Raw genomic sequence first — 23479 nt, 5'->3', positions numbered from 1 at the left:
GACTGAATCGCTGCTGCGTTTTGTTAAGCAACTGGATTCTGAATATGCTTCGCAAGCTGGATTCCCGTAGCTTGGATTGAACATAGCAAATGAAGAGAAATGTCGTGCTGCAGCTCATGCTAAGATGAATCTATCAAATCGAAGAGGTGATTCGGAATGGCTTTAAGATGTGATAATATTTTTGTGAACTTACCTGTTAAGGACCTGGAGAAAACAAAGGACTTCTTCTCGAAAATTGGTTTTGATTTTAACGCGCAATTTACAGACAAAAACGCGGCCTGCCTGGTCATAGGCGATAACATCTTTGCCATGCTGCTCACCGAGGATTATTTCAAGACGTTCACCAAGAAAGATCTGTCGAATGCCGCGAACACAACGGAAGTGATTCTGGCACTTTCAGCCGAAAGTCGGGAACAGGTGGACGAAATCGTTAATGCTGCGCTTTCCGCAGGAGGGTCGCCTTCCAATGATCCGGTGGATCATGGCTTTATGTATGGCTGGAGCTTCCAGGATCCGGATGGCCATCTGTGGGAAGTCATGTACATGGATCAGAGCCAGGTCGAATAGAAGCATTGAAGCAAGCAGTTGCAGGATCACAACATGAAGAAGCATACACCTAATAAAATGACGGCAGAGGTCTCCCAGGGTTATGGGGGGAATCTGCCGCTTTACTTTTATTTGGGAATCCATTATATTTGTATGTGCAAACAATAAATGGTGATTCAACAGGATAAACTCAGCGAAAGAGGTAGCCGTTATGTTAAATACGTATATCAAGGAATGTCTTTACTTCACTACCAATCGTCTTAGCCGGGTTATCACCAAGATGGCCGAAGATGAGTTTGCCGCAAGCGGATTGTCGCCCACCTATGCTTATTTGCTTATGGCTGTATATGAGAAGGAAGGGATCTCGCAGAAGGAATTAGGCGAAATTCTTCATCTTCAGCCTTCTACCGTAACCCGACTGGTTGAGAAGCTGGCCGTTAAAGGGCTGGTTTATAATCGGGTGGAAGGAAGGATGTCATTGATCTATACAACCGATAAAGGGAAGGCTTTGGAGAAAGTGATTCACGAGTGCTGGATGAATTTGCGCAGTCGTTACGGCGCTATTTTAGGTCATGCCGAAGGTGATGAATTATCGCTGCATCTATACGAGGTGAGTGATCAATTGGAGAATAAGGACTGAGGTCTTTTTGGACACAAGCCGATTGGCCGCAGCGGAAGTCGTGGAATATTGAGCTCCAAATAAATCACGCAAAAAAAGCCCTCCAAGTGAAACTTGAAGGGCCTTCTACCATTAATTGACTTGGACTTCGGTCGTTACCTGCCACAATACGCCGAACTTGTCTTCCAGCAACCCGAACAGCGCTCCCCAGAATTGAGTCTTCAGCGGATCAAGCACCTTACCGCCTTCTGCCAAGCGGTCAAAAGCTTCATGTGCTTCAGCATCGCTCTCAAACGACAGGCTCAGATGAATTCCGTTCCCTCGCTCCAGGGTTTGGAATATGGAGTCCGACATAAAGATTGGAATTCCTCCTGCTACCAGACTAAGATGCATGACCTTGTCTTTAAGCTCTTCCTTGGTTCCAGGAATCTCGCCATGGGTTTGCACGGACAAGATCTCCCCACCTAATGCTTGGGTATAAAACTCAGCCTGCGCTTTTGCATCCTCAGAGAAAATATACGGTGTCAGTTTAGCCACGTACAACATCCTTCCCAGGTTTTAAAATGATGGATTCGTTTTCCTTGGCTTTAGTATAAACGGTCTGAGTCTCCCGCATTTCTTCTGGATTGCTAAATGTTGCGGCAGCGCTAAAGGCTTGTTTTACAGAATAGGCGACAGCAAGCGTGAGATGGATTCCTTAAACTTGATCCACCTTGATCGCTCCAGATACTGCTTCATCGTAAGCTGGCTGGATACCTGCAGATCCTGATGAAAGATGTGAGTCAATTGTTTTGATAAATCCTCATCGTACAGGAACGCATTCACTTCAAAATTCAGCTTGAAGCTTCTAACATCGATATTCGCCGTGCCGACGGAAGAAATCTTCTCGTCAATGATGATGGTCTTGGCATGAATGAAGCCATTATTGTAGAGATACACGTTAGCCCCGGTTCTTAGCATTTCCCCGATATAGGATAAGGTCGCCCAATAGACAAAGGGATGGTCCGGTTTATCGGGAATCATCAGGTTAACCTCAACGCCGGACAGCGCCGCTATGCGGAGTGCATCCAGGAGGCTGGCATCGGGGATAAAATACGGCGTCTGAATATGAATCGATTTCTTGGCGGACGAAATCATTTTGATATAACCGTTCTTGATGTGTTCATATCTGGAATCCGGACCGCTGGTCACAATCTGAATCCCGACATTGCCAGGCGAATCGATCTTGGGAAACAGATTCGATTCATAAGAAATATCGTGATGGTGCGAAGCCTGATTCCAGTCGAGAATGAAGCGAACCTGCATCGCATAAACAGCTTCACCTTGAATGCGCAGATGAGTGTCCCGCCAATATCCGAACCTAGAGTTGAGACCCAGGTACTCATCCCCAACGTTAAAACCGCCCACATATCCGATGTCGCCATCAATGATAGCGAGCTTTCGGTGATTCCGGTAATTCAAGCGCAGATTAATGAAGCGCAGCTTGGACGGGAAGAAGGCCTCGGCTTCTCCGCCGGCTTCGCGAAATGCTTTGAAGAAGCCCTTGGTTAATTGACGCGAGCCCAGCTCGTCGTACAGAACCCGGACTTTCACGCCTTCTTTTGCTTTTTTGGTCAACAGGGACATCAGCTTCTTGCCCAGCTCGTCCCGACGAATGATGTAGTATTGAATATGTATATAGACTTTGGCTTCCTCAATATCCTGAAACAACCGTTCAAATTTCTTGCGTCCATCCGTGAAAATTTCAACGATGTTGTCGTCCGTAAGGATCGCCTGATTCTCATTGATATGCATATGGATTAAATCGCTGCTATCCGCCGCGGCTTGATTGCTGAACGGGTATTCCCCGTTAGTCATCCCTTCCATTTGAGACAGCAATACCTTCTCGATGCCTGTTTTCTGCAGATCACCCCAATGAAAGAGACGGATTCTTCTTAAATTTTGGGCGAACAACAGGTAGAGCGCAAAGCCCAAAATCGGGATAAAAGACAGCACTAGCAGCCATGCCCAGGTGGAGCCGGCATCCCGCCGTTCCCTAAAAACCACGAACATGGAGAACACGATATTCAGTACGATGATCAGACCAAGAGTGATGGATGTAACATGCATGTTCATAATATCCTCCTAAACTATATCCTTGCCCTTGCAATCCTTCATATTATACGTGAGGCGTTAGGAGAAGTATATATCGGCAGGATGAAGTGAACGGAATGGTTATATAAGCGATGCCGCTACAATCCGACATCCTATACCAGTGTAGACGCAAGCGATTTGTATATGCACACATTGTCATGATACGATGATGAAAAAAATAGGAGAAGGGGCATGCTTTTTGCTGAAAATGAACAAGTTTTTCAAATTATGTCTCGCCGTGATTCTGGTCCTCATTATTATTTATTTGGGATCGCTGGTGGATTTTATATTCAGACCGGTACTTTCGTTCTTCTCGATCATCCTCGTGCCGCTGATGCTGTCAGGATTCTTCTATTACCTGCTCAGGCCGCTGGTTGATCTTCTCGAAAAGCGCAAGCTAAATCGCTCGCTGGCCATCCTGCTCCTATATGTCGTGTTTGCAGGCATACTTACAGGTTTTATTATTGGGGTATGGCCATCCTTGCGGGATCAGATCATTGCTCTTGTGGAGAATGCGCCCGCATTATTTGCTGCCTTAGGTGAACAGTTGCAGGAGTGGGAAAATAACGGGCTCTTTAAGGAGATATTTCCGGAGGATTCTAATCCACTTACCCAATTAACCGATTATTTGAATCAAGGCTTCACGTTCCTGACGAATTATATTATGAACCTCTTCTCGTTCGTGTCGAACTTTGCCATCGTTTTATTTACGTTCCCGATCCTGCTGTATTACATGCTGAAGGAAGGCGGGAAGTTCGGAGAGATGATTGTCAGCTTTTTGCCTAACCGCTTCAAGGAAGTGGGAGCTTCGGTACTGGATGAAATCAACAATGCCCTCAAAGGGTTCATCGTTGGACGAGTGCTTGTCAATCTGGCGCTGGGTGTCTTGATGTACATCGGCTTCCTGATTATTGGTCTTCCTTATGCATTACTGCTGACGACCGTGGCGGTTATCGCGAATTTTATACCATTTATCGGAGCTATTCTATCCTCGATCCCGATCGTGATCATCGGCTTCATTCAATCCCCTGGAACGGCGATCTGGTCGCTTGTTGTCATTCTGGCAGCTCAGCAGATTCAGGATAACCTGATTGGACCATATATCTTTGGCAAACAGCTGGCTATCCATCCGATTACGATCATTATCCTGGTTTTGGTGGGACAGGATCTCGGCGGAATTATAGGGGTTCTGCTGGTGGTACCGATTTACATGATCATTAAGATTATCGTAACGAGAGTTTATCAGCTATTCTTTAAGGAAAAGTGGCAAAAAGCATAGATGGGTGATAGGCATGCGGTCGCAGCTGCATACTGAAGCCGCCTAAGAGCGTGGAAGCGTTCTTGGCGGCTTTTGTATACCCGAGGTTTGAAGGCGCGCTTGACAATGATATGAAAAATATATAATCTTAAATTAAAGATATTAAATTTAAAGATTGTATATTTTAATTATATGAACCAGAAATCATGTATGGAAACATCGGGTTGGACACGGAAACAATGAGGAGGCGATGAATATGGCATTACAAACAGCAGGCATTCATCATATTACCGCTTATGCGCAGGACCCGCAGAAGAATGTGGATTTTTATACGGGTGTGCTTGGACTCAGATTGGTGAAGAAGACGGTGAATTTCGATGCGCCTGACGTGTACCATTTGTATTTCGGGGATGAGGAGGGGCACCCGGGGACTATTATTACCTTCTTTCCGTCTCCTGCTTCGCGAAGAGGGAGACGTGGAGGAGGGCAGGTTGGGTATACAACCTTTGTTGTCCCTGCGGGTGCCCTGCCTTATTGGGAACAGCGTTTACGGAGCTTCGGCGTCCCTGTCATGAAAGCATTCCGTTTTAACGAACATTATCTTCAATTCTCCGATCGCGATGGACTTTCTCTGGAGCTGGTCGAGCGGGAAGACGGACCGAAGAGCAGTTGGTCTGTAGACGATGTGACGCCGGACACAGCGATTAAGGGGTTTGGTGGCGCGGTCCTGTTCAGCAGCAAGTGGAAGGAAACGAAGATAGCGCTAGAGCAGGTAATGGGACTGACCTTCATGGGAGAGGACGTTAACTATGCGCGGTTTCAATCATTAGGGCCCTTCGGCAACGTGATTGATTTACCGATGCGGGATATCCCGTGGGGCGCCGGAGGTGCCGGAACGACCCATCATATCGCATGGCGGGCTCAAGATGAAGGTGAGCATGTTACATGGCAAGAGTGGGTGAAACAGCATGGCTTTTTGCCAACGGATATTAAGAACCGCAACTATTTCAGATCGTTATATTTCAGGGAACGAGGGGGGATCTTGTTTGAGATCGCAACCGATCCGCCCGGATTTACGGTGGATGAAGATCTGGACTCACTGGGGGAACAATTGAAACTACCTGCCTGGTTTGAACCGGAGCGAGCCCGTATTGAGGAAGGTCTGGAACCTATTCAAGTCAAAATACAAGAGAGGGGCAACTGAAGTGATATCCATTGACCCGAATACCCAAAGCGAACGGGACACCTACAAGCTGCTCATCGGGAGCGTTGTTCCGCGACCGATCGCTTTTGTTACGACATTATCGGAGGACGGAGTGCTGAATGCGGCACCATTCAGTTATTTCTCCATTCTGTCCAGCAATCCGCCCCTGCTGTCCGTTTCCGTTCAGCGGAAGAACGGTACGGCTAAGGATACAGCGAGAAATGCCATGCAAAGCGGCGAGCTTGTCATCCACATCGTGGACGAAGACAACGTTGAAGCCGTGAACGAAACGGCGGCGAACCTGCCCCCGCATGAGAGTGAACTTGACCGAGCGCATTTAACCCCGGTCGTTAGCGAGGTCGTTAAAGTTCCTGGCGTTCTGGAGAGCAAGATTCGCATGGAATGCGTGCTGGAGCAGGTCGTCACTTTGAATGGAGCGGATCAGCTGCCTGGTGCCGATCTGCTGATTGCCCGCGTAGTTCGCTTCCATGTTGCGGAGGAACTTTACGAGCAAGGCCGGATTGACGCTGCCAAGTTGAAGCCTGTGAGCCGTATGGCTGGTAATATCTATGCTTCACTGGGAGAGATGTTTACAATCGAGCGGCCTGTATAACAATGGACAGGGCTGGATAAGGTTAGGATGCGGCGAATATTAAGTTGTGAGCGTCCATATGCCGTTATTCGATAGGATGTTGTTCATGAAAGAAACAGGGGCTTGTGGAATATCATGCCTGGAATATGTTAACTCTACATGAATATGGAACCGATATGATGAATTCACAATATAGGAGTGGTCGACAAATGAAATTTGAATCCAAGGTTGTCATTGTGACGGGAGGCGCCAGCGGGATCGGCGAAGCAGCAGTAAGGCTTTTTGTAGAAGAGGGAGCCAAGGTTGTTATTGCAGATTATTCGGACCGGGGACAGGCTGTTTCGGATGAATTAAGAGGCGCAGGCTTTGAAACGCTGTTCGTTAAGACGGATGTAACCCAAGAACAGGAAGTTGCAAATATGGTGAAGCAGACGGTTGAGCATTTTGGCCGTGTCGATGTATTGTTCGCCAATGCAGGCATTGCTCATGATGCCCCTGCTGATCAGTTGTCGATGGACAGCTGGCAAAAGACGATTGATATTAATCTTACAGGGGTGTTCCTGTGTGATAAATATGTAATCCAACAGATGTTATCCCAAGGAACCGGAGGGGCGATCGTAAACTGCGGCTCGATCCATAGCCATGTCGGAAAAGCGGGTGTTACCGCTTATGCTTCCGCTAAGGGAGGCGTTAAGCTGTTAACCCAGTCGATGGGCGCGGATTATGCTCCAAAAGGGATCCGGGTCAATGCCGTATGCCCGGGATACATCGATACTCCGCTTATTAAGGGAAGAACGGAAGCGATCACCGAGCACCTGGTCGGCCTTCATCCGATGGGCCGCTTGGGACAGCCGGAAGAAGTAGCCAAAGCCGTGTTATTCCTTGCCAGTGAAGATGCGTCCTTCATTACAGGCACAAGCTTACTGGTGGATGGCGGATATACAGCCGTATAATCCATGGACCAAAAATCCCGACACTTATCGGGTTTTTTGGTGTGCATTCATTGCTTCATAAAGCGGTTAATATATGATGCTGGGACCAGCGCTCCCGTAACTAGAAGTAAATGAGTCATAATGGGTTTTTAATGGATAATCAAAAATTTTTTTTGGTTCAGATAGAGTTGTAGAAGCTTTCCACTGTTTTGGTCTAATTCATGGCATAAACTATCCAGCACATGAACGAGTAAGGGAGGCATGGCAAACGCCTGCTATATAGCGAAAAATTGGTCTGGGATAAAATCCCTATGTTGTAGGTGGACAAGCTTGAATGAGGCATTTTTCTAGCTTGTCATACACCCCGGAAGAATGGCATTTCTGCGTGTGAATTTCCAGAAAAAGCGGCTTAAGGGGTTTGACTTTTCCTAAACTTCCCTTTATCATGGACACACGCTTAGTTTCCGGCATACATTTTCCGGAAAGCGGGGGAACCAGTTTCACCAGGGGCGAGTCACTTAGAATCATGAGTGTAGGGTACCATCTTACCCGAGTCCGTCAGCTAACCTCGTCAGCAGTGGATGGGTCTTGCATACATAATGGATGTTCATAACAAAGGCCCTTGATTCTCTTAGGGGCCTTTTCTCTATTTTTTGACCCCCTGCTGGCGGAGCTATGTCTAAATCCCCTGTTTGGTGGTCTTTTTGTATTCTGCTAAAGAGGAGGGGCAAGGCCTGCAAATGTTTAACCAATTGAATCAGTCGGATGGCATTGGGTTTAAGCGTGCAAGGAGATGGATGAATCATCTTCCCTGAAGCCCCGACCCGTGCAAGGTGTCTGAATGTCCTTATATCCAAGTTAACATATGCGTTAACAAGGGTAATTTCAACATGCCATTTTGTAAGGATTGCAAAGTCATAACGAAAGGTTGTGGAAGGTTTTGAAGAGAGTGCTTGTGCTGATGTTGTCAGTGACTATGGTGGTATTGCTTGCGGCTTGCGGTGACAAAGGGAGTACACTGGATCGCGCCATTGAGCAAGGGTATATCACCGTAGGTTTTGCGAATGAGAAGCCTTATGCCTATAAAGAGGCCAACGGGGAGCTGACGGGAGAAGCCGTTGAGATTGCTCGGGTTATTCTGGAGCGGCTTGGCATCAAGGAAATGAGGGGAGAGCTGACGGAATTCGGTTCACTCGTTGCCGGACTGCAGGCCGAGCGGTTCGATCTAATCACAGCAGGCATGTTCATTAATCCGGACCGCTGCTCCGCCGTATTGTTTGCCAATCCGGAGTACAGCATCGGGGAAGCCATTGCGGTGAAGCAAGGGAATCCGATGGAACTCGGAAGTTATGAGGATATTGCTAACCATGACCAGGCTAAGGTCGCCGTCATGACAGGCGCGGTTGAAATCGGCTATATGGAGAAGTCCGGTATTCCTTCAGACCGGATCATACAGGTCCCCGACCAGGCCTCGGCTATTAGCGCCCTTCAGGCAGACCGGGTACAGGCGATTACCATGACTGGACCCTCTCTGCAGGCGATGCTGGATTCGGCTAGTGATGACAACATCGAACGTGTAACTGATTTCGAGCAGCCGGTCATCGATGGAGAAAGCGTTCGGGGTTATGGAGCTACGGCGTTCCGCCAAGCGGATACCGAGTTCCAGGAGGCTTATAATGCAGAGCTACAAAAAATGAAGGAATCGGGCGAACTGCTGGACATTCTTCAGAAGTTCGGATTCACAGAAGAAGAGCTTCCGGGTGAAATGACGGCTGCTGCGCTTTGCGGGGAATAGCATGCCGAATTCGTGGATTGATTTTCTCCCTACGCTGCTAAAAGGGGCGGAGATCACGATTGTGGTTGCTTTCTTTTCAGCCATCCTTGCGGTCGTGATGTCCTTTGCAGCCGGGTTATGCCGACTGTCGAAGCTGTGGATCATTCGCACATTGACAGCCGTGTACGTGGAAGTCTTTCGGGGAACCTCCTTGCTGGTGCAGCTGTTTTGGTTGTATTTCGCTCTTCCGTTCATCGGCATCGAGCTGCCGAAAATGTTGGCGGCCATCCTTGCGATCGGGCTAAACTTCGGCGCATACGGCTCGGAGATCGTCCGAAGCGCTGTGCTGGCCGTTCCGAAAGGACAGTGGGAAGCTGCTTTAGCGCTTAATCTGAAGCCTTGGCAAAGGCTGTGGAATGTGATATTGCCTCAAGCTTCCTTGCGAATGCTTCCCCCTTTCGGGAATCAGCTTGTGGAACTCATCAAATCCACCTCATTGGTTTATTTCATCACCATGGCGGATTTGACGTATCAGGCGATGGTGCTCCGCAACAATTACATCTCCTGGACGACCGAGATTCTGGTACTGCTGCTCCTCATGTATTTTGTCATTGCTACGCTCGTATCGCTGGCAGTTCGACTGCTGGAGCGTAAATGGACAGCGGGGAGGTTATAGTCATGTGGGACTGGAACTATGTGTGGGATATCCTGCCGCAGCTCTTGAGTGCGTTAAAGATGACGGTATGGGTGACGATCTGCGCTTTCGTGGTGGCATTAATCATCGGATTGCTGCTTGCCTTTGCGACGCGGAGCCGATTTAAGCTGTTGTCGCTTATAACCAAAGGAATCATTGAATTTATTCGCAATACACCGCTGCTGGTTCAGGTCTTCTTCCTGTATTACAGTCTGCCGCTCCTAACGGGAATTTCCATTCCGGCCTTCTATGCCGGGGTCATCGGTCTCGGGCTGCATTACAGCACCTATCTGTCCGAGGTGTACCGTTCCGGAATCGAGGGAGTGCCGAAGGGGCAATGGGAGGCTGCCACAGCACTGAATTACACGAAAACTCAAACCTGGCGGAGTATTATCCTGCCGCAAGCGGTGCCGCCAATCATTCCGGTACTGGGCAATTATTTAATTGTCATGTTTAAAGAAACGCCGATTCTATGCGCCATCACGCTGGTGGAGATGATGCTGACGGCCAAAAATATCGTGTCGCAGTCGTTCCGTGCATTTGAGCCGTATACGCTGGTCGGGATTCTGTTCCTGATCATCAGTTATATCGCATCTTTGCTTGTGCAAAGGCTGGAAAAACGTTTGAATCTGCAGCGTGGAAAATAAAGGAGGGAGTCTATTGAATGCCGTTGTGATCGATGAGCAAAGGGAATCGTCGAAGGTGCCGCAGCAGGAGAACAATCCCGCTACCGCTGCGGGTACCAAGCCGATTGTGAAATATACGAGCGTGACCAAGTCGTTTGGTGATCTCCAGGTGCTTAAAGGCATCGATCTGGAGATGCAGCCTGGAGAAAAGGTGGCTGTGATCGGTCCGAGCGGATCGGGCAAAACGACGATGGGCCGGATGCTGATGACGCTGGAAGAACCCACCGAAGGAACCATCGAGGTTGATGGCGAGCTGCTCTGGCATATGGAAGAGAAAGGGAAGCTGGTTCGGGCCAGCGAAAAGCATTTGCACCGGATGCGCTGCAACGTTGGCATGGTCTTCCAGCATTTTAATCTGTTTCCGCACATGAATGTGCTTCGCAATGTGACGGAGGCCCCGCGTAAGGTGCTGGGTTTATCCAAGGAAGAGGCGGAGGAGCGGGCCGTCTCCATGCTAAGCAAGGTCGGTTTGGCCGACAAGCTGAAGATGTATCCGTCCAATCTGTCCGGGGGGCAGAAGCAGCGGGTTGCCATCGCCAGAGCGCTGGTCATGCGGCCGAAGGTAATGGTGTTTGACGAGGTCACCTCGGCTCTTGATCCGGAGCTGGTCGGCGAGGTGCTGGAGGTCATTCGGGAAATCGCGGATGAAGGCGAAATGGCTATGATGCTGATTACGCATGAGATGGATTTTGCGAAGGAAATCGCGGATCGGGTCATATTCGGAGCCGATGGAAGGATCGTTGAGCAGGGCACGCCGGAGGAGATATTCGATAATCCCCAGAGCGAGCGGCTGCAGAGCTTCCTGCAGCGATTCCGTTCCAACGGAAATTAGTTCTGGAAAGAGGTGATGTATAGAATGGCTGTGGATACCGAAACCGAAATTGTTTACCGAAGACCGGAAGCACGGGATGGCACCCGGGTGTGGGAGCTCATACGCGACACCGGATCGCTTGATCTGAACTCCCCTTATTGTTACATGCTGCTTGGAGATTACTTCCATGATACCTGCATGATCGCCGAGCATGAAGGAGATATCATCGGTTTTATTTCCGCCTTCCGTTCTCCTCGTAATCCGGAGACGCTGTTCGTATGGCAAGTGGCCGTTGCTAATTCGCATCGGAGGCAAGGCATCGCCAAGGCGATGCTGACAAGTCTCATGAATCAGAAGGCATGCCATGGTGTCCGTTATATTGAAGCTACGGTATCGCCGAGCAACATGGCGTCCCGTCGTTTGTTTCTCGGTTATGCCGAGGAGAAATCCATTCCCAGCACCGTAACCGTAGGTTATGGAGCAGAGATGTTCCCCGATGGGACATCTCATGAAGATGAGCCGTTATTCGTGATTGGCCCCTTTTTCAATGACATTTAAACAAATGGAGGGAACTATGGACAACCAAGTCATGGAGAAACCGAAGCTTACTGTGTTTAACAAGCTGGAATCGGAAGTAAGAAGTTATTGCCGGAGCTTTCAGACCGTTTTCGACAAGGCCCGGAATGCGAAGTTGTGGGATACGCAGGGCAATGAATACATTGATTTTTTTGCGGGAGCAGGTGCTTTAAATTACGGACATAACAATGAGAAGATTCGCGAGAAGTTGGTCGACTACATGCTGAAGGACGGTGTCACGCATAGTCTGGATATGGCTACGGATGCAAAGGAAACGTTTCTGACCCGATTTCAGGAAGTCATCCTGAAGCCGCGTGGTTGGGATCACAAAGTGATGTTTCCCGGTCCGACCGGAACGAATGCCGTAGAGGCAGCGCTCAAAATCGCCCGCAAAGTGACGGGGCGCAGTACCGTATTGTGCTTCACGAATGCCTTTCATGGCATGTCGCTGGGATCGCTGGCGGTTACCGGCAATTCCTTCAAACGCCAAGGCGCAGGCGTGGATCTGAGCCATTCGGTATTTATGCCTTATGACGGTTACTTTGGCGATGACGTGGATACGATGGCATATATGGAGAAGCTTCTGGATGATCCGGGAAGCGGCATTCCGCTTCCGGCTGCGGTGATCGTCGAGGCGGTGCAGGGGGAAGGCGGATTAAACGCCGCCAGCCGGGAATGGCTGCAGAAGCTGACACGCATCTGCAAGGATAAGGGGATGCTGCTTATTTTGGATGATATCCAGATGGGCTGCGGCAGAACCGGGCCGTTCTTTAGTTTTGATGATGCCGACATTGAGCCGGATATCGTATGTCTCTCGAAATCGATTGGCGGCTTTGGCTTGCCGATGGCGATTACGCTGATCAAGCCGGAGATCGATATATGGGAGCCGGGGGAGCACAACGGTACCTTCCGGGGCAATAATCTCGGATTCGTTGCCGCGGCCGAAGCGCTGAATTATTGGAAAACGAAAGATTTTCAGCTCGATATCGGCATTAGGGAGAATCGGATTCGCCAATCATTGGAAGGCGTTGTGAAGGATCACCCCCAGTTCGTCGGCGAAATTCGCGGCAGAGGTATGATTCAGGGGGTTGCTTTTGCTAAGCCGGAGCTTGCAAGCAGGCTATCCGAGATCGCCTTCGAGCAGGGATTGATTATGGAAACGTCGGGTCCGCACAGCGAAGTGGCAAAGCTGATGCCGCCGCTGACGATTGAAATGAACACATTGGCACAGGGATTGGGGATATTCGAGAACAGTATGAAACAATTAGCTGCAGAGGAGAGGTTGTCATGATTGTTAAACATTTGGAAGAGATCGTGGATACCAAGGACGATATCGATACCAAGACATGGAATTCGAGAAGGCTGCTGCTCACCAAGGACGGCATGGGTTTCTCTCTCAATGATACCCTCATCAAGGCCGGAACGGAGACGCTGATCTGGTACAAAAACCACGTCGAAGCCGTGTACTGCATCGAAGGGGAGGGGGAGATCGAGGTTATCGGGGGTGAAACCTACCCGATATCTCCTGGGATGATGTACGCGCTGGACGGTCATGAGAAGCATTATTTGAGAGCCCGTTCGCAGATGCGGATGGTCTGCGTATTCAATCCGCCGCTTACTGGTGCTGAAGTTCACGATGAGGAAGGAACCTACCCGCTGCTCGCCCCAATTTCAGATTAAGGAGATGATATGCGATGAATAATAATCATGTGTCGGCCCTTCAGGAAAAAGAACTGGACGTTTATCCTTCAAGAGTGCATGCGGAGCCCCGAATCCTAAAGAGACAGGATCCTGTCGTTCATTCCGAATGGAGTCCGGATGCAGCGTTAACGCAGGAGCAATCCGACTTCTATGAGCGCAACGGATATTTATTCCTGGAAGACTTTTTTGGTCGAGAGGAGCTGTCGAAATATCAGGCGGAAGCCCGCACTTTGCAGGTAACGGCAAGAGAATCGGACAAGGATGAAGTGATCCGGGAGCCGGGTGGAAACGAAGTGCGGTCGGTATTCGCGGTGCATGAGAGCCATGAAGTGTTCAAGAAGCTACCCCAGCATCCGAGACTCCTGGCGATTATGGAATACCTCTTGGGAGGCGAGACGTATATTCATCAATCCCGAATTAATTACAAGCCGGGCTTTACGGGCAAGGAGTTCTATTGGCACTCCGATTTCGAAACGTGGCATGTCGAGGATGGCATGCCACGCATGAGAGCGTTGAGCTGCTCCATTGCCCTGGAGGATAACTACCCTTATAACGGACCGCTTATGGTTGTGCCGGGGTCGCATAAGGAATTCGTGGCCTGCATCGGCCAAACGCCGGAGGATCACTTCAAGGATTCCCTGCGCAAGCAGGAGTACGGTGTTCCGGATCATGACAGCCTGACACGCATGGTGAAGAAAGGCGGTATCGACACGCCCGTTGGCAAAGCGGGCTCAATCGTGATTTTTGACTGCAACATTATGCACGGTTCGAACAGTAACATTACGCCGATGCCGCGCAGCAATATTTTCATGGTTTATAACAGCGTGGAGAACAAGGTCAAGCAGCCGTATTCGGGCCAGAAGCCAAGACCGGAGTATATCGCCACTCGTGATTCTCAATGATCTCGCTGACACTTATCGGTTCCATCATCGGCATCAACGTAGTCTATGTCTCGATCTTTTCGCTGCGGCTGATTCTGATGATCAAAGGCAGAAGGGGGATCGCCTCCCTTCTGGCCATGCTGGAGGTATTCGTCTACCTGCTCGGCCTCAATCTCGTCCTGCAAAATCTGGACAATCCTTTTAATATGGCGGCCTATTGCCTGGGCTTCGGCCTTGGCGTATATGCCGGCAGTCGGATCGAGGAATATTTGGCACTCGGATACATCGTGGTACAGGTTATCGTTAATTCCGTTGAGACGAACCTGGCGATGAACCTGCGGGAGAAGGGATATGGCGTGACCGCCTGGGAAGCGGACGGCAAGGATGGCAAACGGCTCGTGCTTCAAGTGCTCGTGAAACGGAAGAACGAGCGGCGGTTGATGGAGTCACTATCCAAAATGTCGCCGCAGGCGTTCATTATCTCCCATGAACCGAAAAGTTTCAAAGGCGGCTTCTGGGTACGATTGACGGAAGGACGCAAATTGAAATTGTAGAACACATGTAATAGGAAAGCCTGCCTTGGAACCCGATTCTGAAGCAGGCTTTTTGGGGTGCGGTATTTGCCGGCCTGATACCCGATATGGGATTTCCGGATCAGGGGCGAGGGGCGATTGCCGCTATGCTTCGAGTCATTCAGGTAAGAGCCAACTCCTGCTCATTCTGGTACCAAAAAAAAGCGTAGTCGGTCATCGCGGAGGAGCTTCCGAGCTGGCGCATCATGGCGGCAATATTTCCACGATGGTACGTGCCGTGGTTCACGACATGAAGCATAATCTCGGACAGGCGGGTATCCCGGATCCCGGCATAAGGATTATCCAATCGGATGATCCGTTCCAAGTCAGGATTTTGGCTGAGAAAAGCCGCGAATCGCTCTGACAGCTCGATAAACCGGAGGTTTAGGTCCTCCAGTGAAATGGACTCAAGCTCGTCTCGGAGCTGGAAGGCCTCCGTTAAAGCATGGTTCATGTCCATGCCGGACAAAATGTTCATCCATCCGAGATCCGCCGTGTAGATGTGAATCAACGCTTCGGATACAGTTGGGAAAATGCTCGTTATTTTCCGATTGTACAATTCGCCCGGCAGCTCCAGGAGGCGGTTGAATATCGCTTGGTTGGCCCATACATGGTAATCATACATTTTGACAGGATAGTTCATCGCTATCGTCCCCTTTGGCTTCTTCGTTTTTGCTTTCTTGGGAACATTGTAAATAAAAAAGTATGACAGCGGACTGTCATACTTTTGCGTAAACCTTCAGCATTTTTTCTAATTTGGATTGCATGCGCGTCCTTAAGTCAGCGGGCTCAATGATCTCGATATCCTCGCCAAAGCTCAGCAGGGTAGACCAGAACCACCAGGAATCCGGATGTTCGACCTTGAACGTGAGACGGAGCGAACCGTCATCATGAAATTCCCGCTGCACATCATAGAATTGATCCATTGCTTTGGCCAAGGCCCGGGGGGATACGTGAAGGATAACTTCTATTGCATCGGATGAAGGTTCCCAGCTGTGCTGCTCCCCTCGGTGGAACGGATTCTGCTCTTGAAGATGGGGCCCGTGCGTGTGCTCCTCTGAATGCTGGTGTTGAAAGGGCTCGGCGGATGGGGACAGCTCCGACATTCTCGAAATCCGGAATTCGCGGTAATCGGCTCTGGTTCTGCAGAAACCGTACAAATACCAGGATCCGAATTTATACATGAGTCGCAGAGGCTCGACTTTACGGCGAATGCGTTCATTCTTGGCGCTTATGTATTGAAAGGAGATCACATGCTTGTCGGTAATGGCGCGGCGAAGGAGACGGAGGCTTTCGTTGTAAGAGCGCCAGCTCCCGATATCCATGGACAATCCCTGCGATGCGGAATTGCCGGAACGGTCTATGGTTTGCAGACGCTGAATGGTATCCATGGCCCGTTCATCCTCAAACACCGTTGACATGCTGTGCAGGATGGTGATCAGGGCGCTGACATCGTAAGAGCCGAGCAAGCTTTTGTCCATCTTGTATTGCTCCATAATGCCATACCCGCCGTTCACCCCTTGATACGATACAACCGGAATGCCGGCTGCGCAGATCGCATCGATGTCGCGGTATATGGTTCTTGGGGACACGTTATATTTCTCTGCCAGGGCAGACGCGGACAGGATCTCGTTGTTCAGCAGCATATAAATCATGGATATGAGCCGCTCGAGTTTCATATCGGTTCAACTCCTCCTGTCTGTTTGGGATCTATTCTCCAATGATTCCGTATTATATCATAGGTTTTATGAATATACTGCAGGCGATAGTTCGTTCATGCGGATTGGCCGGAACCTGCGGAACCTGACCGGCTGTTGTTCCATTCCCACTCATTTTGCCGTACAATATAGGAAATCCCATAATACAAGGAGTGTGAGCCTCATGGCCCGTACCAAAACGCAAAAATCGCTCCGCAAAGCGGAACGTGCCGGAACATGGTCAGCCGTCTCGATGAGAAAGACCAACGAAGATTACAGTTCGCTGTCACAGCATGTGAGAGTGAAGCCGACGAAACAGGAACAATTGAATAAGATTAAGCACAGAAAGCGGATCGGAGACGATGGCGCTTTTTTTGTTGGTTTCGGAGGATGTGATATAGTACGCTAGAGAGGTTAGTTCGGAATGGAGGTTTATGATGGCGAAGCAAAAATATTATGTAGTCTGGGTAGGTAAAGTGCCCGGAATTTATACAAGCTGGGGCGAATGCCAACAGCAGGTCAATCAGTTTACAGGTGCGAAGTTCAAGGCGTTCGAATCCCGAAGCGAAGCGGAACAGGCTTATGCGGCAGGTTATAAAAATTACTGGGGGCAGCAGTCCGGAAGCAAGCCCGGCAGCTCAGGCTCCAAGAGCTACAAGCGCAGCAGCGCATCAGCCGCTGAAGAACCGGGCGAGATCGATTATGACAGCATCTCCGTAGATGTGGGGACCCGAGGAAACCCTGGACCTGTCGAGTATAAAGGCGTGGATACGCAGACGGGAGATATTCTGTTCTCGTGCGGACCGATTTCGAAGGGAACGAACAATCTCGGCGAGTTTCTGGCCATCGTCCACGCGCTGGCTTACCTGAAGAAAATGGGCAGCACCAAAACGGTGTACAGCGATTCCATGAATGCACTCAAATGGCTGAAGCAGAAAAAGGTGGCCACCACGCTTCCGCGCGACGCGTCAACCCAAGAGATCTGGGATCTGGTGGACCGGGCCGAGCACTGGCTTCGAACCAATACATATGAGAACAAGGTGCTGAAATGGCAAACGAAGAGCTGGGGCGAGATTAAGGCTGATTACGGGCGCAAATAAAGAGGGACTACAGAAGGGAAACGTCCGAAATTTTATATAAAGCCGTTGTTTTATAGCAACGTATTTATCGCGTCTGGGCGGCACCTTACATTAGGCGAAGACAGGGAGGAGGCTTCCTTGTCTTCGCTTTTTTGATATGCCATTGACCCTAGGATTCAAGTGCAAAAAAATCCAAATCAATGCATGTGGATAATTCAAACTAAGGACGCTTACTTCACACCGGAAGGACTGTGTATAACATTATGAATGGCTTCGTTATACACAGAGTTATAAACATTATCCCCGTTCATTCTGCACAAATCGAATTTCGATCATATATTTCATTGTAGTTATCCAGCGTTTGTGAACAAATGAGGAGAAGTGCAAGCATAACTCCCCATTAACTGGTGGGAGGAGACCGGTTATCCCCAAAACCGGAGGGTAGCCGTTACGCTTGCAGTGGATCTATCCACAATAGGGCGACTTTTATACCGTGAGCTTAGCCGCGAGTACACTTCACCTTATTCCTTCTCGCGGACCTGCTTATAGTATTGATTGGGAGACATACCGACATATTTTTTGAACACCTTGCTGAAATAGTACGGATCCTCCAGACCGGTCAGATAACCAATTTCCCCAAAGCTAAGGTGGGTGGCCTCGATTAACTCCTTGGCATGGTTGATTCGAACCTGATTCACATAGCGCATGATCGTATGGCCGGTAAGCTTGACGAACACTCGATTGATGTAATCATAGTTGCATTCGAATCGCTGCTCGATCTCCGAGCTGATGATTTTCTCGGCGTAATGTTCATGGATGTAGTCGAGCAGCGCATGCACCTTCATATAAGACTTGGTGTGCGGGCTGTTCTTCTCCAGCTCATCGAACAGGCTCTCACGGGACAGCTCGATCAGCATTTCCATGAATTTGAGCGCGGTCAAACTGCGGTTAAAGTGCTTCCGTCTGTACAGCTGCAGCATTTCGCCGAGGGCATGGTACATGTGATGAAGGCTTTTTTTCTGGGTTAGCGTGCAGGTCTTGGGGAAATATAGCTGCCTGCTGTCATCTTTGCCTGCCGTTTGGTTCTCCCCCATGATCCATTGCTTGGCTAGCAAGGACAAGGGCCGCTCGGGGGCTTGATGAATATCGGGGTGTTCAAAATGAATATAGTAGTAGTCACAGGGACGTTTCTGTGTTCCCTCGTGGTCCAGATGCGGTTCAAGGACCAGTAAGTCGCCTTTCTTGAGCACATGCGAAACGCCGTTCTCCCGCATATGAAGCTCGCCGCTCTTCACGAAATACAGAATATACTCGTGTGTGTTCCGCTTGAAATGAATCCAGGGGTTCTTGTAGGAGACAAACCCCATCAGTTTGATCCTTGGCACATAGTCAGCGTTCATCGATAGCACGAATTCCACCCTCTCTCCCAAAAAAACGCGAAGTCGTTTTTGTACAAAAAGAGTAACTTTCAAACATTCCCGTTCATTGTAACACAGCCTATACTTGGGATGAATGTATAAGAGGTCGCTTTATTTCAATATTAAAGGAGGCCATTACCCTTGGCTAATATCAATGTAACGGTATGGAATGAATACCGGCACGAGAGACATAATGAACAGATCGCTAAGATTTACCCTGAAGGCATCCACCGTACGATTGCTGATTTTCTGGGAAAGGATGCACAGTTCGTTGTACGCACCGCCGTACTGGATGATCCGGAACACGGCTTGACGGATGAGGTGCTCGCTTCAACGGATGTTCTGATCTGGTGGGGGCATGTGGCTCACGGCGAAGTGCGGGATGATATCGTGGAAAAAGTGCGCCAGCGCGTACTGGACGGCATGGGGATCATCGTGCTGCATTCCGGTCACGGCTCGAAGATCTTCCAGCGCCTTCTCGGCACGAATACAGGCGCACTGAAATGGCGCGACGACGGTGAGAAGGAGCGGTTATGGGTCATCGATCCCAGCCATCCGATCGTTAGCGGACTTGGAGAATATATCGAGGTTCCGCAGGAAGAAATGTACGGTGAGCGCTTTGAGATCCCGGCACCGGATGAACTGGTGTTTGTCTCCTGGTTCGAAGGTGGCGAGGTATTCCGCAGTGGCTGCTGTTACAAGCGCGGACGCGGCAAGCTGTTCTATTTTAGACCGGGACATGAAGCATTTCCGACCTATCATCAACCTGAAATTCAGCAGGTAATTACGAATGCCGTGGCCTGGGCGGCACCGATCCAAGGTGCGAAGACCTCCTATGGCCGGGTATCTCCGCTGGAGTACAAAGCATTGATCTAAAGTTTTGCTTCGCTAGACGACATCCGTAAGAGGGTTGAAGTACACCCCTTGGAATGGAGATTGGATTAAACCTTGGGTTTAACCGATTTAAATTCTTAGGGGTGTATTTTTATTGGCTGAAGGCATAGAGCTTATCCGATTTAACGGGCATGTCATTCGTAAACGGTAAAGCTGCAGAATCAGGGATCATCTCTGAGAGAAATCAGTATATAGGTGCCAGAGGATTGGTGCATCCGACATTTTATGCTATATTAATCTGAAATTCGAGTGAAAATGGGTGAGCCAGTCATGAACTATTGGATGGATCGTTTGCATGCCATGGAACTAAAGACTAAGCTGATGCTGCTGTTTCTTCTGATTGCGGTCATCCCTCTCGCAGTGTTAGGTATTTTCTCCATTCGTAAAGCCTCTAGTGAAATCCAGACCAAAGCCAATGAAATCATTCTGGAAAACCTATCTCAAATCAACTACAGCCTTAATTACTTCGTCGAAGATATTGAACAGCTGTCTATGTATCTGTACAGCAACAAAGACATTCAGGAGATTCTGTCCAAGCCGGCTGCTCGAAGCGTGGAAGAGAAATACCGCGACCAGCAGACGGTCGCTGCCATTTTGAACAGCTTCCTCGGTTTTAAATCATGGGATATCCAGCTGTATGTGCTCGGAGAGAACGGAGACCGTTACTTTACGGGGAAATTTATACCAAGCTCCTATCTACGTTATAACGCGGATTGGGGGCTTTTTCGTAAAGCAAGGCTGGCAGGTGGCGATGTGGTCTGGGATAGCCATTATTCCTTGAAAAAATTCGAGGATTACGGGACGGTCCTCAGCTCTGGCCGATTGCTTAAGCAGATTGATACCGGCAAACCGCTGGGGTATTTTATCGTGGACATTATGGAGCCTGCCCTCGCGGATAAATATGAAAGGGCTTACCGGTATGACGGGGGAGAAGTGTATCTTTTGGATGACAAAGGATATATCATTTCCAGCCATCTCTCCAAACTGGAGGTCGGCACGCGCCTCGAGAAACCTTACCTTTCCACCATTCTGCAAGAAAGAAAGGGATTCTTCCGAATAATGGAACAGGATATTGAACATATGGTCATTTATGATACATCCGATACCCATGGTTTTAAATTGATCAATGTGGTTCCTGTAAGCGCTTTAACCGGTGAGAGCGCCAGCATTCGCAATTTCACGATATTCATTGTCATATTCGGAGTGTTGATCTCTTACTGCACGGCCTTCTTGCTGTCCGATTACATTACCCGACCGCTCCACAAGCTGCGTCGACTAATGAGGCAGGTTGAGAAGGGAGACCTTGAGGTCACCTTTGATTCGAAGTACCGGGATGAGGTTGGTCATCTGGGCGGAAGCTTTAACCGGATGCTTCAGAGGATCAAGGAATTGATTAACCAGGTGTACGAGAAGCAGCTAAAGGTGCAGGAGGCGGAGATCAAAGCGATTCATGCCCAGTTCACCCCCCATTTTTTGTACAATGCGCTGGATTCCATTAATTGGATGGCGCGGATTCACAGGATCGAGGTGATCAGCAGCATCGCGGTTTCGCTGGGCAGCCTGCTGCGCTTCAGCATCCGGCGAGGAAATACCGTTATCCCCATTCGTGAGGATATGCAGCAAATTCGCAATTATCTGACAATCCAAGAAATTCGTTATCGGGATAAAATTACGATTTCGGTGGAGATCGATGAAGGCATTCTGGATTTATGCATCCCCAAATTGCTAATTCAGCCGCTGGTGGAGAATGCGATCAACCATGGACTCGAGATGAAAGCCGGTCAGGGTAGTCTGCTTATCTCCGGCCGATTGGCGGGAGAGCGGGTGCTGTTCGTGGTGGAGGATAACGGACTCGGGATAGCTCCGGATAAACTGCAGCGCATCCTGCGGGGAGAGTACGTTTCCGGTGAGGAGACCAGCACGACCGGAATCGGACTTCATAATCTCTTGCGGAGGCTGGAACTGCATTTTGGACATGCCTACGTTCTGCATATTGATAGCTTGCCGGGTCAAGGGACGAAGGTCAGTCTAAGTATACCGATTATACGGGAGGCGGTAAGCGATGTTTAAAATTCTGATTGCCGATGATGAATGGATGATCCGCGAAGGATTGAAGCAGACGATCAATTGGGAGGCACTGAATTGTGTTCTGGTCGGTGAAGCGGCGGACGGAGAACAGGCTGTGCAGCAAATTCAGGCGTTTCAACCGGATATTCTCATCTCTGACATTCGAATGCCCGGAATGGACGGTCTTGAGTTGGCATGGTCCGCCCAGGAGTTCTGTCCAGAGCTGAAGGTGATTTTTCTTACCGGATTTGATGACTTTGTTTATGCCCAGCAGGCGATCAAACTCAAAGCCTCCGATTTTGTGTTAAAGCCGACAGATCCCGATACGTTGGTAAATGCAATTGACAAGGTATGTAAGGAGCTTGTCCGGACGAGGCAGCATGCCAGCGTGATGGAGCAGCTGCAGAGTTGGAAAAGGGACAGGGAATCACTCGTTGTTCAGAAGCTGATTCATGACAGCATGCTCGGAATCACGGATACGGCCTCCTTGGAGATGCTGAAGGAATGGCTGGAGGAGACTGCCGGCTTACAGAAGATACGGGTTGCCGTGGTACAGATGGAGGAAGAAGGTGAGGAGCGGCGGCATGAGCGGTGGCTGCATATAAAGGAACGGTTGTATGCCCGCATTTACGGTCCCTTGATTATGATAGATGAACTGCAAAGAGCGTGCATTATTCCCGATGACGAAGGGGCAGTGGGCATGTTGAAGGAAACCGTCACCGGATTTGGCAAAGCGCTGGTCTATGTCGGGGTAAGTCTCTCATATGGGGGGCTTGAGCAGCTGGACCGAGCATATCAGGAAGCGTTAGAGGTTGTCAGGCATAGAGCAGCAAGTAAACAGAGCGGGGTGTCCGTATACGGTGACATCGAACATCTGGATAATGCTGCCGTGCATTTTGTCGAAGGGTTCCGGCAAGTAGAGGCGTATGTCCAGCATAATTTTAACGAAGATATCAGCCTGCAACAGCTGGCTGCCCGGTTTCACTTGAGCGAGGCGCATTTCAGCCGTCTGTTCCGCAAACGGCTTGGTGTAAGCTTTATAGAATATTTAACCCGGTTAAGAATGGAGCAGGCAAAGAGATTGCTGGGGGACGAGAATGTGAGGATTTATGAGGTTTCGCTTGCCGTGGGGTATCAGGATTCCCGTTATTTCAGTCAAATTTTTCGTAAATATACTGGAGAAACGCCGACGGAATATCGTAAAAGAATGCTGGAATCACATGGAATGTAATATTTGTGTAAGAAAATTGGATGAAGAAGGCCTTTGAAAGCTAAAGGCCTTCTTTTTTAAACGCTTACATTCACGCAATTAAGCAAAAAATTAAACATTTATGCAATTTTGTCT

At 49.3% G+C, this 23479-nt stretch carries 25 protein-coding genes and 1 riboswitch; of the genes, 20 read left to right on the top strand and 5 right to left on the bottom strand.

Annotation, left to right across the window (positions count from 1 at the left end; translation table 11 throughout):
• Window positions 1-156: 156 nt before the first annotated feature.
• Together ACOZB4_RS23325 and ACOZB4_RS23320 are read left to right on the top strand one after the other, a co-directional pair.
• On the top strand, window positions 157-567 hold the full coding sequence (locus ACOZB4_RS23325; protein WP_379406620.1) for a VOC family protein: 411 nt from the start codon (window positions 157-159) through the stop codon (window positions 565-567).
• 190 nt (window positions 568-757) lie between these two features.
• Entirely contained in the window at window positions 758-1186 is a 429-nt protein-coding gene (locus ACOZB4_RS23320) for a MarR family winged helix-turn-helix transcriptional regulator (RefSeq protein ID WP_339273703.1), read from the top strand.
• 111 nt (window positions 1187-1297) lie between these two features.
• Here the strand turns inward: ACOZB4_RS23320 and ACOZB4_RS23315 are convergent, their stop codons facing one another.
• Window positions 1298-1702 carry a VOC family protein gene (locus ACOZB4_RS23315; protein ID WP_076325301.1) on the bottom strand — a complete coding sequence of 135 codons (405 nt, stop codon included), beginning with the start codon at window positions 1700-1702 and terminating at the stop codon, window positions 1298-1300.
• A 123-nt stretch (window positions 1703-1825) separates the two neighbouring features.
• The gene (cls, locus tag ACOZB4_RS23310; protein ID WP_339273701.1) at window positions 1826-3274 is read right to left on the bottom strand and encodes a cardiolipin synthase; all 1449 of its coding nucleotides are present in this window, start codon (window positions 3272-3274) and stop codon (window positions 1826-1828) included.
• 223 nt (window positions 3275-3497) lie between these two features.
• Between cls and ACOZB4_RS23305 the strand changes: the two genes are divergently transcribed.
• The 13 genes from ACOZB4_RS23305 to ACOZB4_RS23245 all read left to right on the top strand — a co-directional run bounded on the left by ACOZB4_RS23305 (window position 3498) and on the right by ACOZB4_RS23245 (window position 14961).
• Window positions 3498-4577: an AI-2E family transporter gene (locus tag ACOZB4_RS23305; RefSeq protein WP_076325302.1), complete on the top strand. Its 1080-nt coding sequence runs from the start codon at window positions 3498-3500 to the stop codon at window positions 4575-4577.
• A gap of 235 nt (window positions 4578-4812) precedes the next feature.
• The gene (locus tag ACOZB4_RS23300; protein WP_379406621.1) at window positions 4813-5760 is read left to right on the top strand and encodes a ring-cleaving dioxygenase; all 948 of its coding nucleotides are present in this window, start codon (window positions 4813-4815) and stop codon (window positions 5758-5760) included.
• Between the two features lies 1 nt (window position 5761).
• Window positions 5762-6373, top strand: a complete 612-nt coding sequence (locus tag ACOZB4_RS23295; protein WP_076325304.1) for a flavin reductase family protein — start codon at window positions 5762-5764, stop codon at window positions 6371-6373.
• Between the two features lie 188 nt (window positions 6374-6561).
• Window positions 6562-7305: an SDR family NAD(P)-dependent oxidoreductase gene (locus ACOZB4_RS23290; RefSeq protein WP_379406622.1), complete on the top strand. Its 744-nt coding sequence runs from the start codon at window positions 6562-6564 to the stop codon at window positions 7303-7305.
• A 423-nt stretch (window positions 7306-7728) separates the two neighbouring features.
• Window positions 7729-7874, top strand: a riboswitch (cyclic di-AMP (ydaO/yuaA leader).
• A 350-nt stretch (window positions 7875-8224) separates the two neighbouring features.
• A complete protein-coding gene (ehuB, locus tag ACOZB4_RS23285; RefSeq protein ID WP_256720763.1) occupies window positions 8225-9079 on the top strand; it encodes an ectoine/hydroxyectoine ABC transporter substrate-binding protein EhuB in 855 nt (284 codons plus the stop codon).
• Between the two features lies 1 nt (window position 9080).
• Window positions 9081-9734 carry an ectoine/hydroxyectoine ABC transporter permease subunit EhuC gene (gene ehuC / locus ACOZB4_RS23280; protein WP_076325306.1) on the top strand — a complete coding sequence of 218 codons (654 nt, stop codon included), beginning with the start codon at window positions 9081-9083 and terminating at the stop codon, window positions 9732-9734.
• A gap of 2 nt (window positions 9735-9736) precedes the next feature.
• The gene (gene ehuD, locus ACOZB4_RS23275) at window positions 9737-10399 is read left to right on the top strand and encodes an ectoine/hydroxyectoine ABC transporter permease subunit EhuD (protein ID WP_379406623.1); all 663 of its coding nucleotides are present in this window, start codon (window positions 9737-9739) and stop codon (window positions 10397-10399) included.
• Window positions 10400-10412: 13 nt separating this feature from the next.
• A complete protein-coding gene (ehuA, locus tag ACOZB4_RS23270; RefSeq protein ID WP_379406624.1) occupies window positions 10413-11270 on the top strand; it encodes an ectoine/hydroxyectoine ABC transporter ATP-binding protein EhuA in 858 nt (285 codons plus the stop codon).
• A 24-nt stretch (window positions 11271-11294) separates the two neighbouring features.
• Window positions 11295-11807 carry a diaminobutyrate acetyltransferase gene (ectA, locus tag ACOZB4_RS23265; protein WP_379406625.1) on the top strand — a complete coding sequence of 171 codons (513 nt, stop codon included), beginning with the start codon at window positions 11295-11297 and terminating at the stop codon, window positions 11805-11807.
• A gap of 16 nt (window positions 11808-11823) precedes the next feature.
• Window positions 11824-13116 (top strand): diaminobutyrate--2-oxoglutarate transaminase, encoded by a 1293-nt coding sequence (gene ectB, locus ACOZB4_RS23260; RefSeq protein ID WP_379406710.1) that lies wholly within the window; start codon window positions 11824-11826, stop codon window positions 13114-13116.
• A complete protein-coding gene (locus ACOZB4_RS23255; protein ID WP_076325310.1) occupies window positions 13113-13505 on the top strand; it encodes an ectoine synthase in 393 nt (130 codons plus the stop codon). The genes ectB and ACOZB4_RS23255 overlap by 4 nt, the downstream gene beginning before the upstream one ends.
• A gap of 14 nt (window positions 13506-13519) precedes the next feature.
• Window positions 13520-14428 (top strand): ectoine hydroxylase, encoded by a 909-nt coding sequence (gene thpD / locus ACOZB4_RS23250; protein WP_379406626.1) that lies wholly within the window; start codon window positions 13520-13522, stop codon window positions 14426-14428.
• Complete coding sequence (locus tag ACOZB4_RS23245; RefSeq protein ID WP_076325312.1) at window positions 14425-14961, top strand: DUF2179 domain-containing protein; 537 nt, start codon at window positions 14425-14427, stop codon at window positions 14959-14961. The genes thpD and ACOZB4_RS23245 overlap by 4 nt, the downstream gene beginning before the upstream one ends.
• A 139-nt stretch (window positions 14962-15100) precedes the next feature.
• Here the strand turns inward: ACOZB4_RS23245 and ACOZB4_RS23240 are convergent, their stop codons facing one another.
• On the bottom strand, window positions 15101-15622 hold the full coding sequence (locus tag ACOZB4_RS23240) for a DinB family protein (protein ID WP_379406627.1): 522 nt from the start codon (window positions 15620-15622) through the stop codon (window positions 15101-15103).
• Between the two features lie 76 nt (window positions 15623-15698).
• Window positions 15699-16658 (bottom strand): helix-turn-helix transcriptional regulator, encoded by a 960-nt coding sequence (locus ACOZB4_RS23235; protein ID WP_379406628.1) that lies wholly within the window; start codon window positions 16656-16658, stop codon window positions 15699-15701.
• Between the two features lie 202 nt (window positions 16659-16860).
• Here ACOZB4_RS23235 and ACOZB4_RS23230 point away from each other — a divergent pair, with 202 nt between their 5' ends.
• Both ACOZB4_RS23230 and rnhA read left to right on the top strand, forming a co-directional pair.
• Window positions 16861-17085 carry a hypothetical protein gene (locus ACOZB4_RS23230; RefSeq protein WP_076325315.1) on the top strand — a complete coding sequence of 75 codons (225 nt, stop codon included), beginning with the start codon at window positions 16861-16863 and terminating at the stop codon, window positions 17083-17085.
• Window positions 17086-17113: 28 nt separating this feature from the next.
• Window positions 17114-17776 (top strand): ribonuclease H, encoded by a 663-nt coding sequence (gene rnhA, locus ACOZB4_RS23225; RefSeq protein ID WP_076325316.1) that lies wholly within the window; start codon window positions 17114-17116, stop codon window positions 17774-17776.
• 500 nt (window positions 17777-18276) lie between these two features.
• Here rnhA and ACOZB4_RS23220 read toward each other — a convergent pair whose 3' ends face one another.
• A complete protein-coding gene (locus ACOZB4_RS23220; RefSeq protein ID WP_379406629.1) occupies window positions 18277-19155 on the bottom strand; it encodes a helix-turn-helix domain-containing protein in 879 nt (292 codons plus the stop codon).
• A gap of 159 nt (window positions 19156-19314) precedes the next feature.
• On the opposite strand from ACOZB4_RS23220, the gene ACOZB4_RS23215 reads away from it, so the two are divergent.
• The 3 genes from ACOZB4_RS23215 (at window position 19315) to ACOZB4_RS23205 (ending at window position 23365) form a co-directional block, all read left to right on the top strand.
• The gene (locus ACOZB4_RS23215; RefSeq protein WP_379406630.1) at window positions 19315-20049 is read left to right on the top strand and encodes a ThuA domain-containing protein; all 735 of its coding nucleotides are present in this window, start codon (window positions 19315-19317) and stop codon (window positions 20047-20049) included.
• 288 nt (window positions 20050-20337) lie between these two features.
• Window positions 20338-22137, top strand: a complete 1800-nt coding sequence (locus tag ACOZB4_RS23210) for a cache domain-containing sensor histidine kinase (RefSeq protein WP_379406631.1) — start codon at window positions 20338-20340, stop codon at window positions 22135-22137.
• Entirely contained in the window at window positions 22130-23365 is a 1236-nt protein-coding gene (locus tag ACOZB4_RS23205) for a response regulator (RefSeq protein ID WP_379406632.1), read from the top strand. The genes ACOZB4_RS23210 and ACOZB4_RS23205 overlap by 8 nt, the downstream gene beginning before the upstream one ends.
• The last annotated feature ends 114 nt before the right edge of the window (window positions 23366-23479 follow it).

This window comes from Paenibacillus sp. NPDC058898, from assembly GCF_049316025.1.
Taxonomy (GTDB): domain Bacteria; phylum Bacillota; class Bacilli; order Paenibacillales; family Paenibacillaceae; genus Paenibacillus_AQ.
This window is presented reverse-complemented; position numbering and strand designations above follow the sequence as displayed.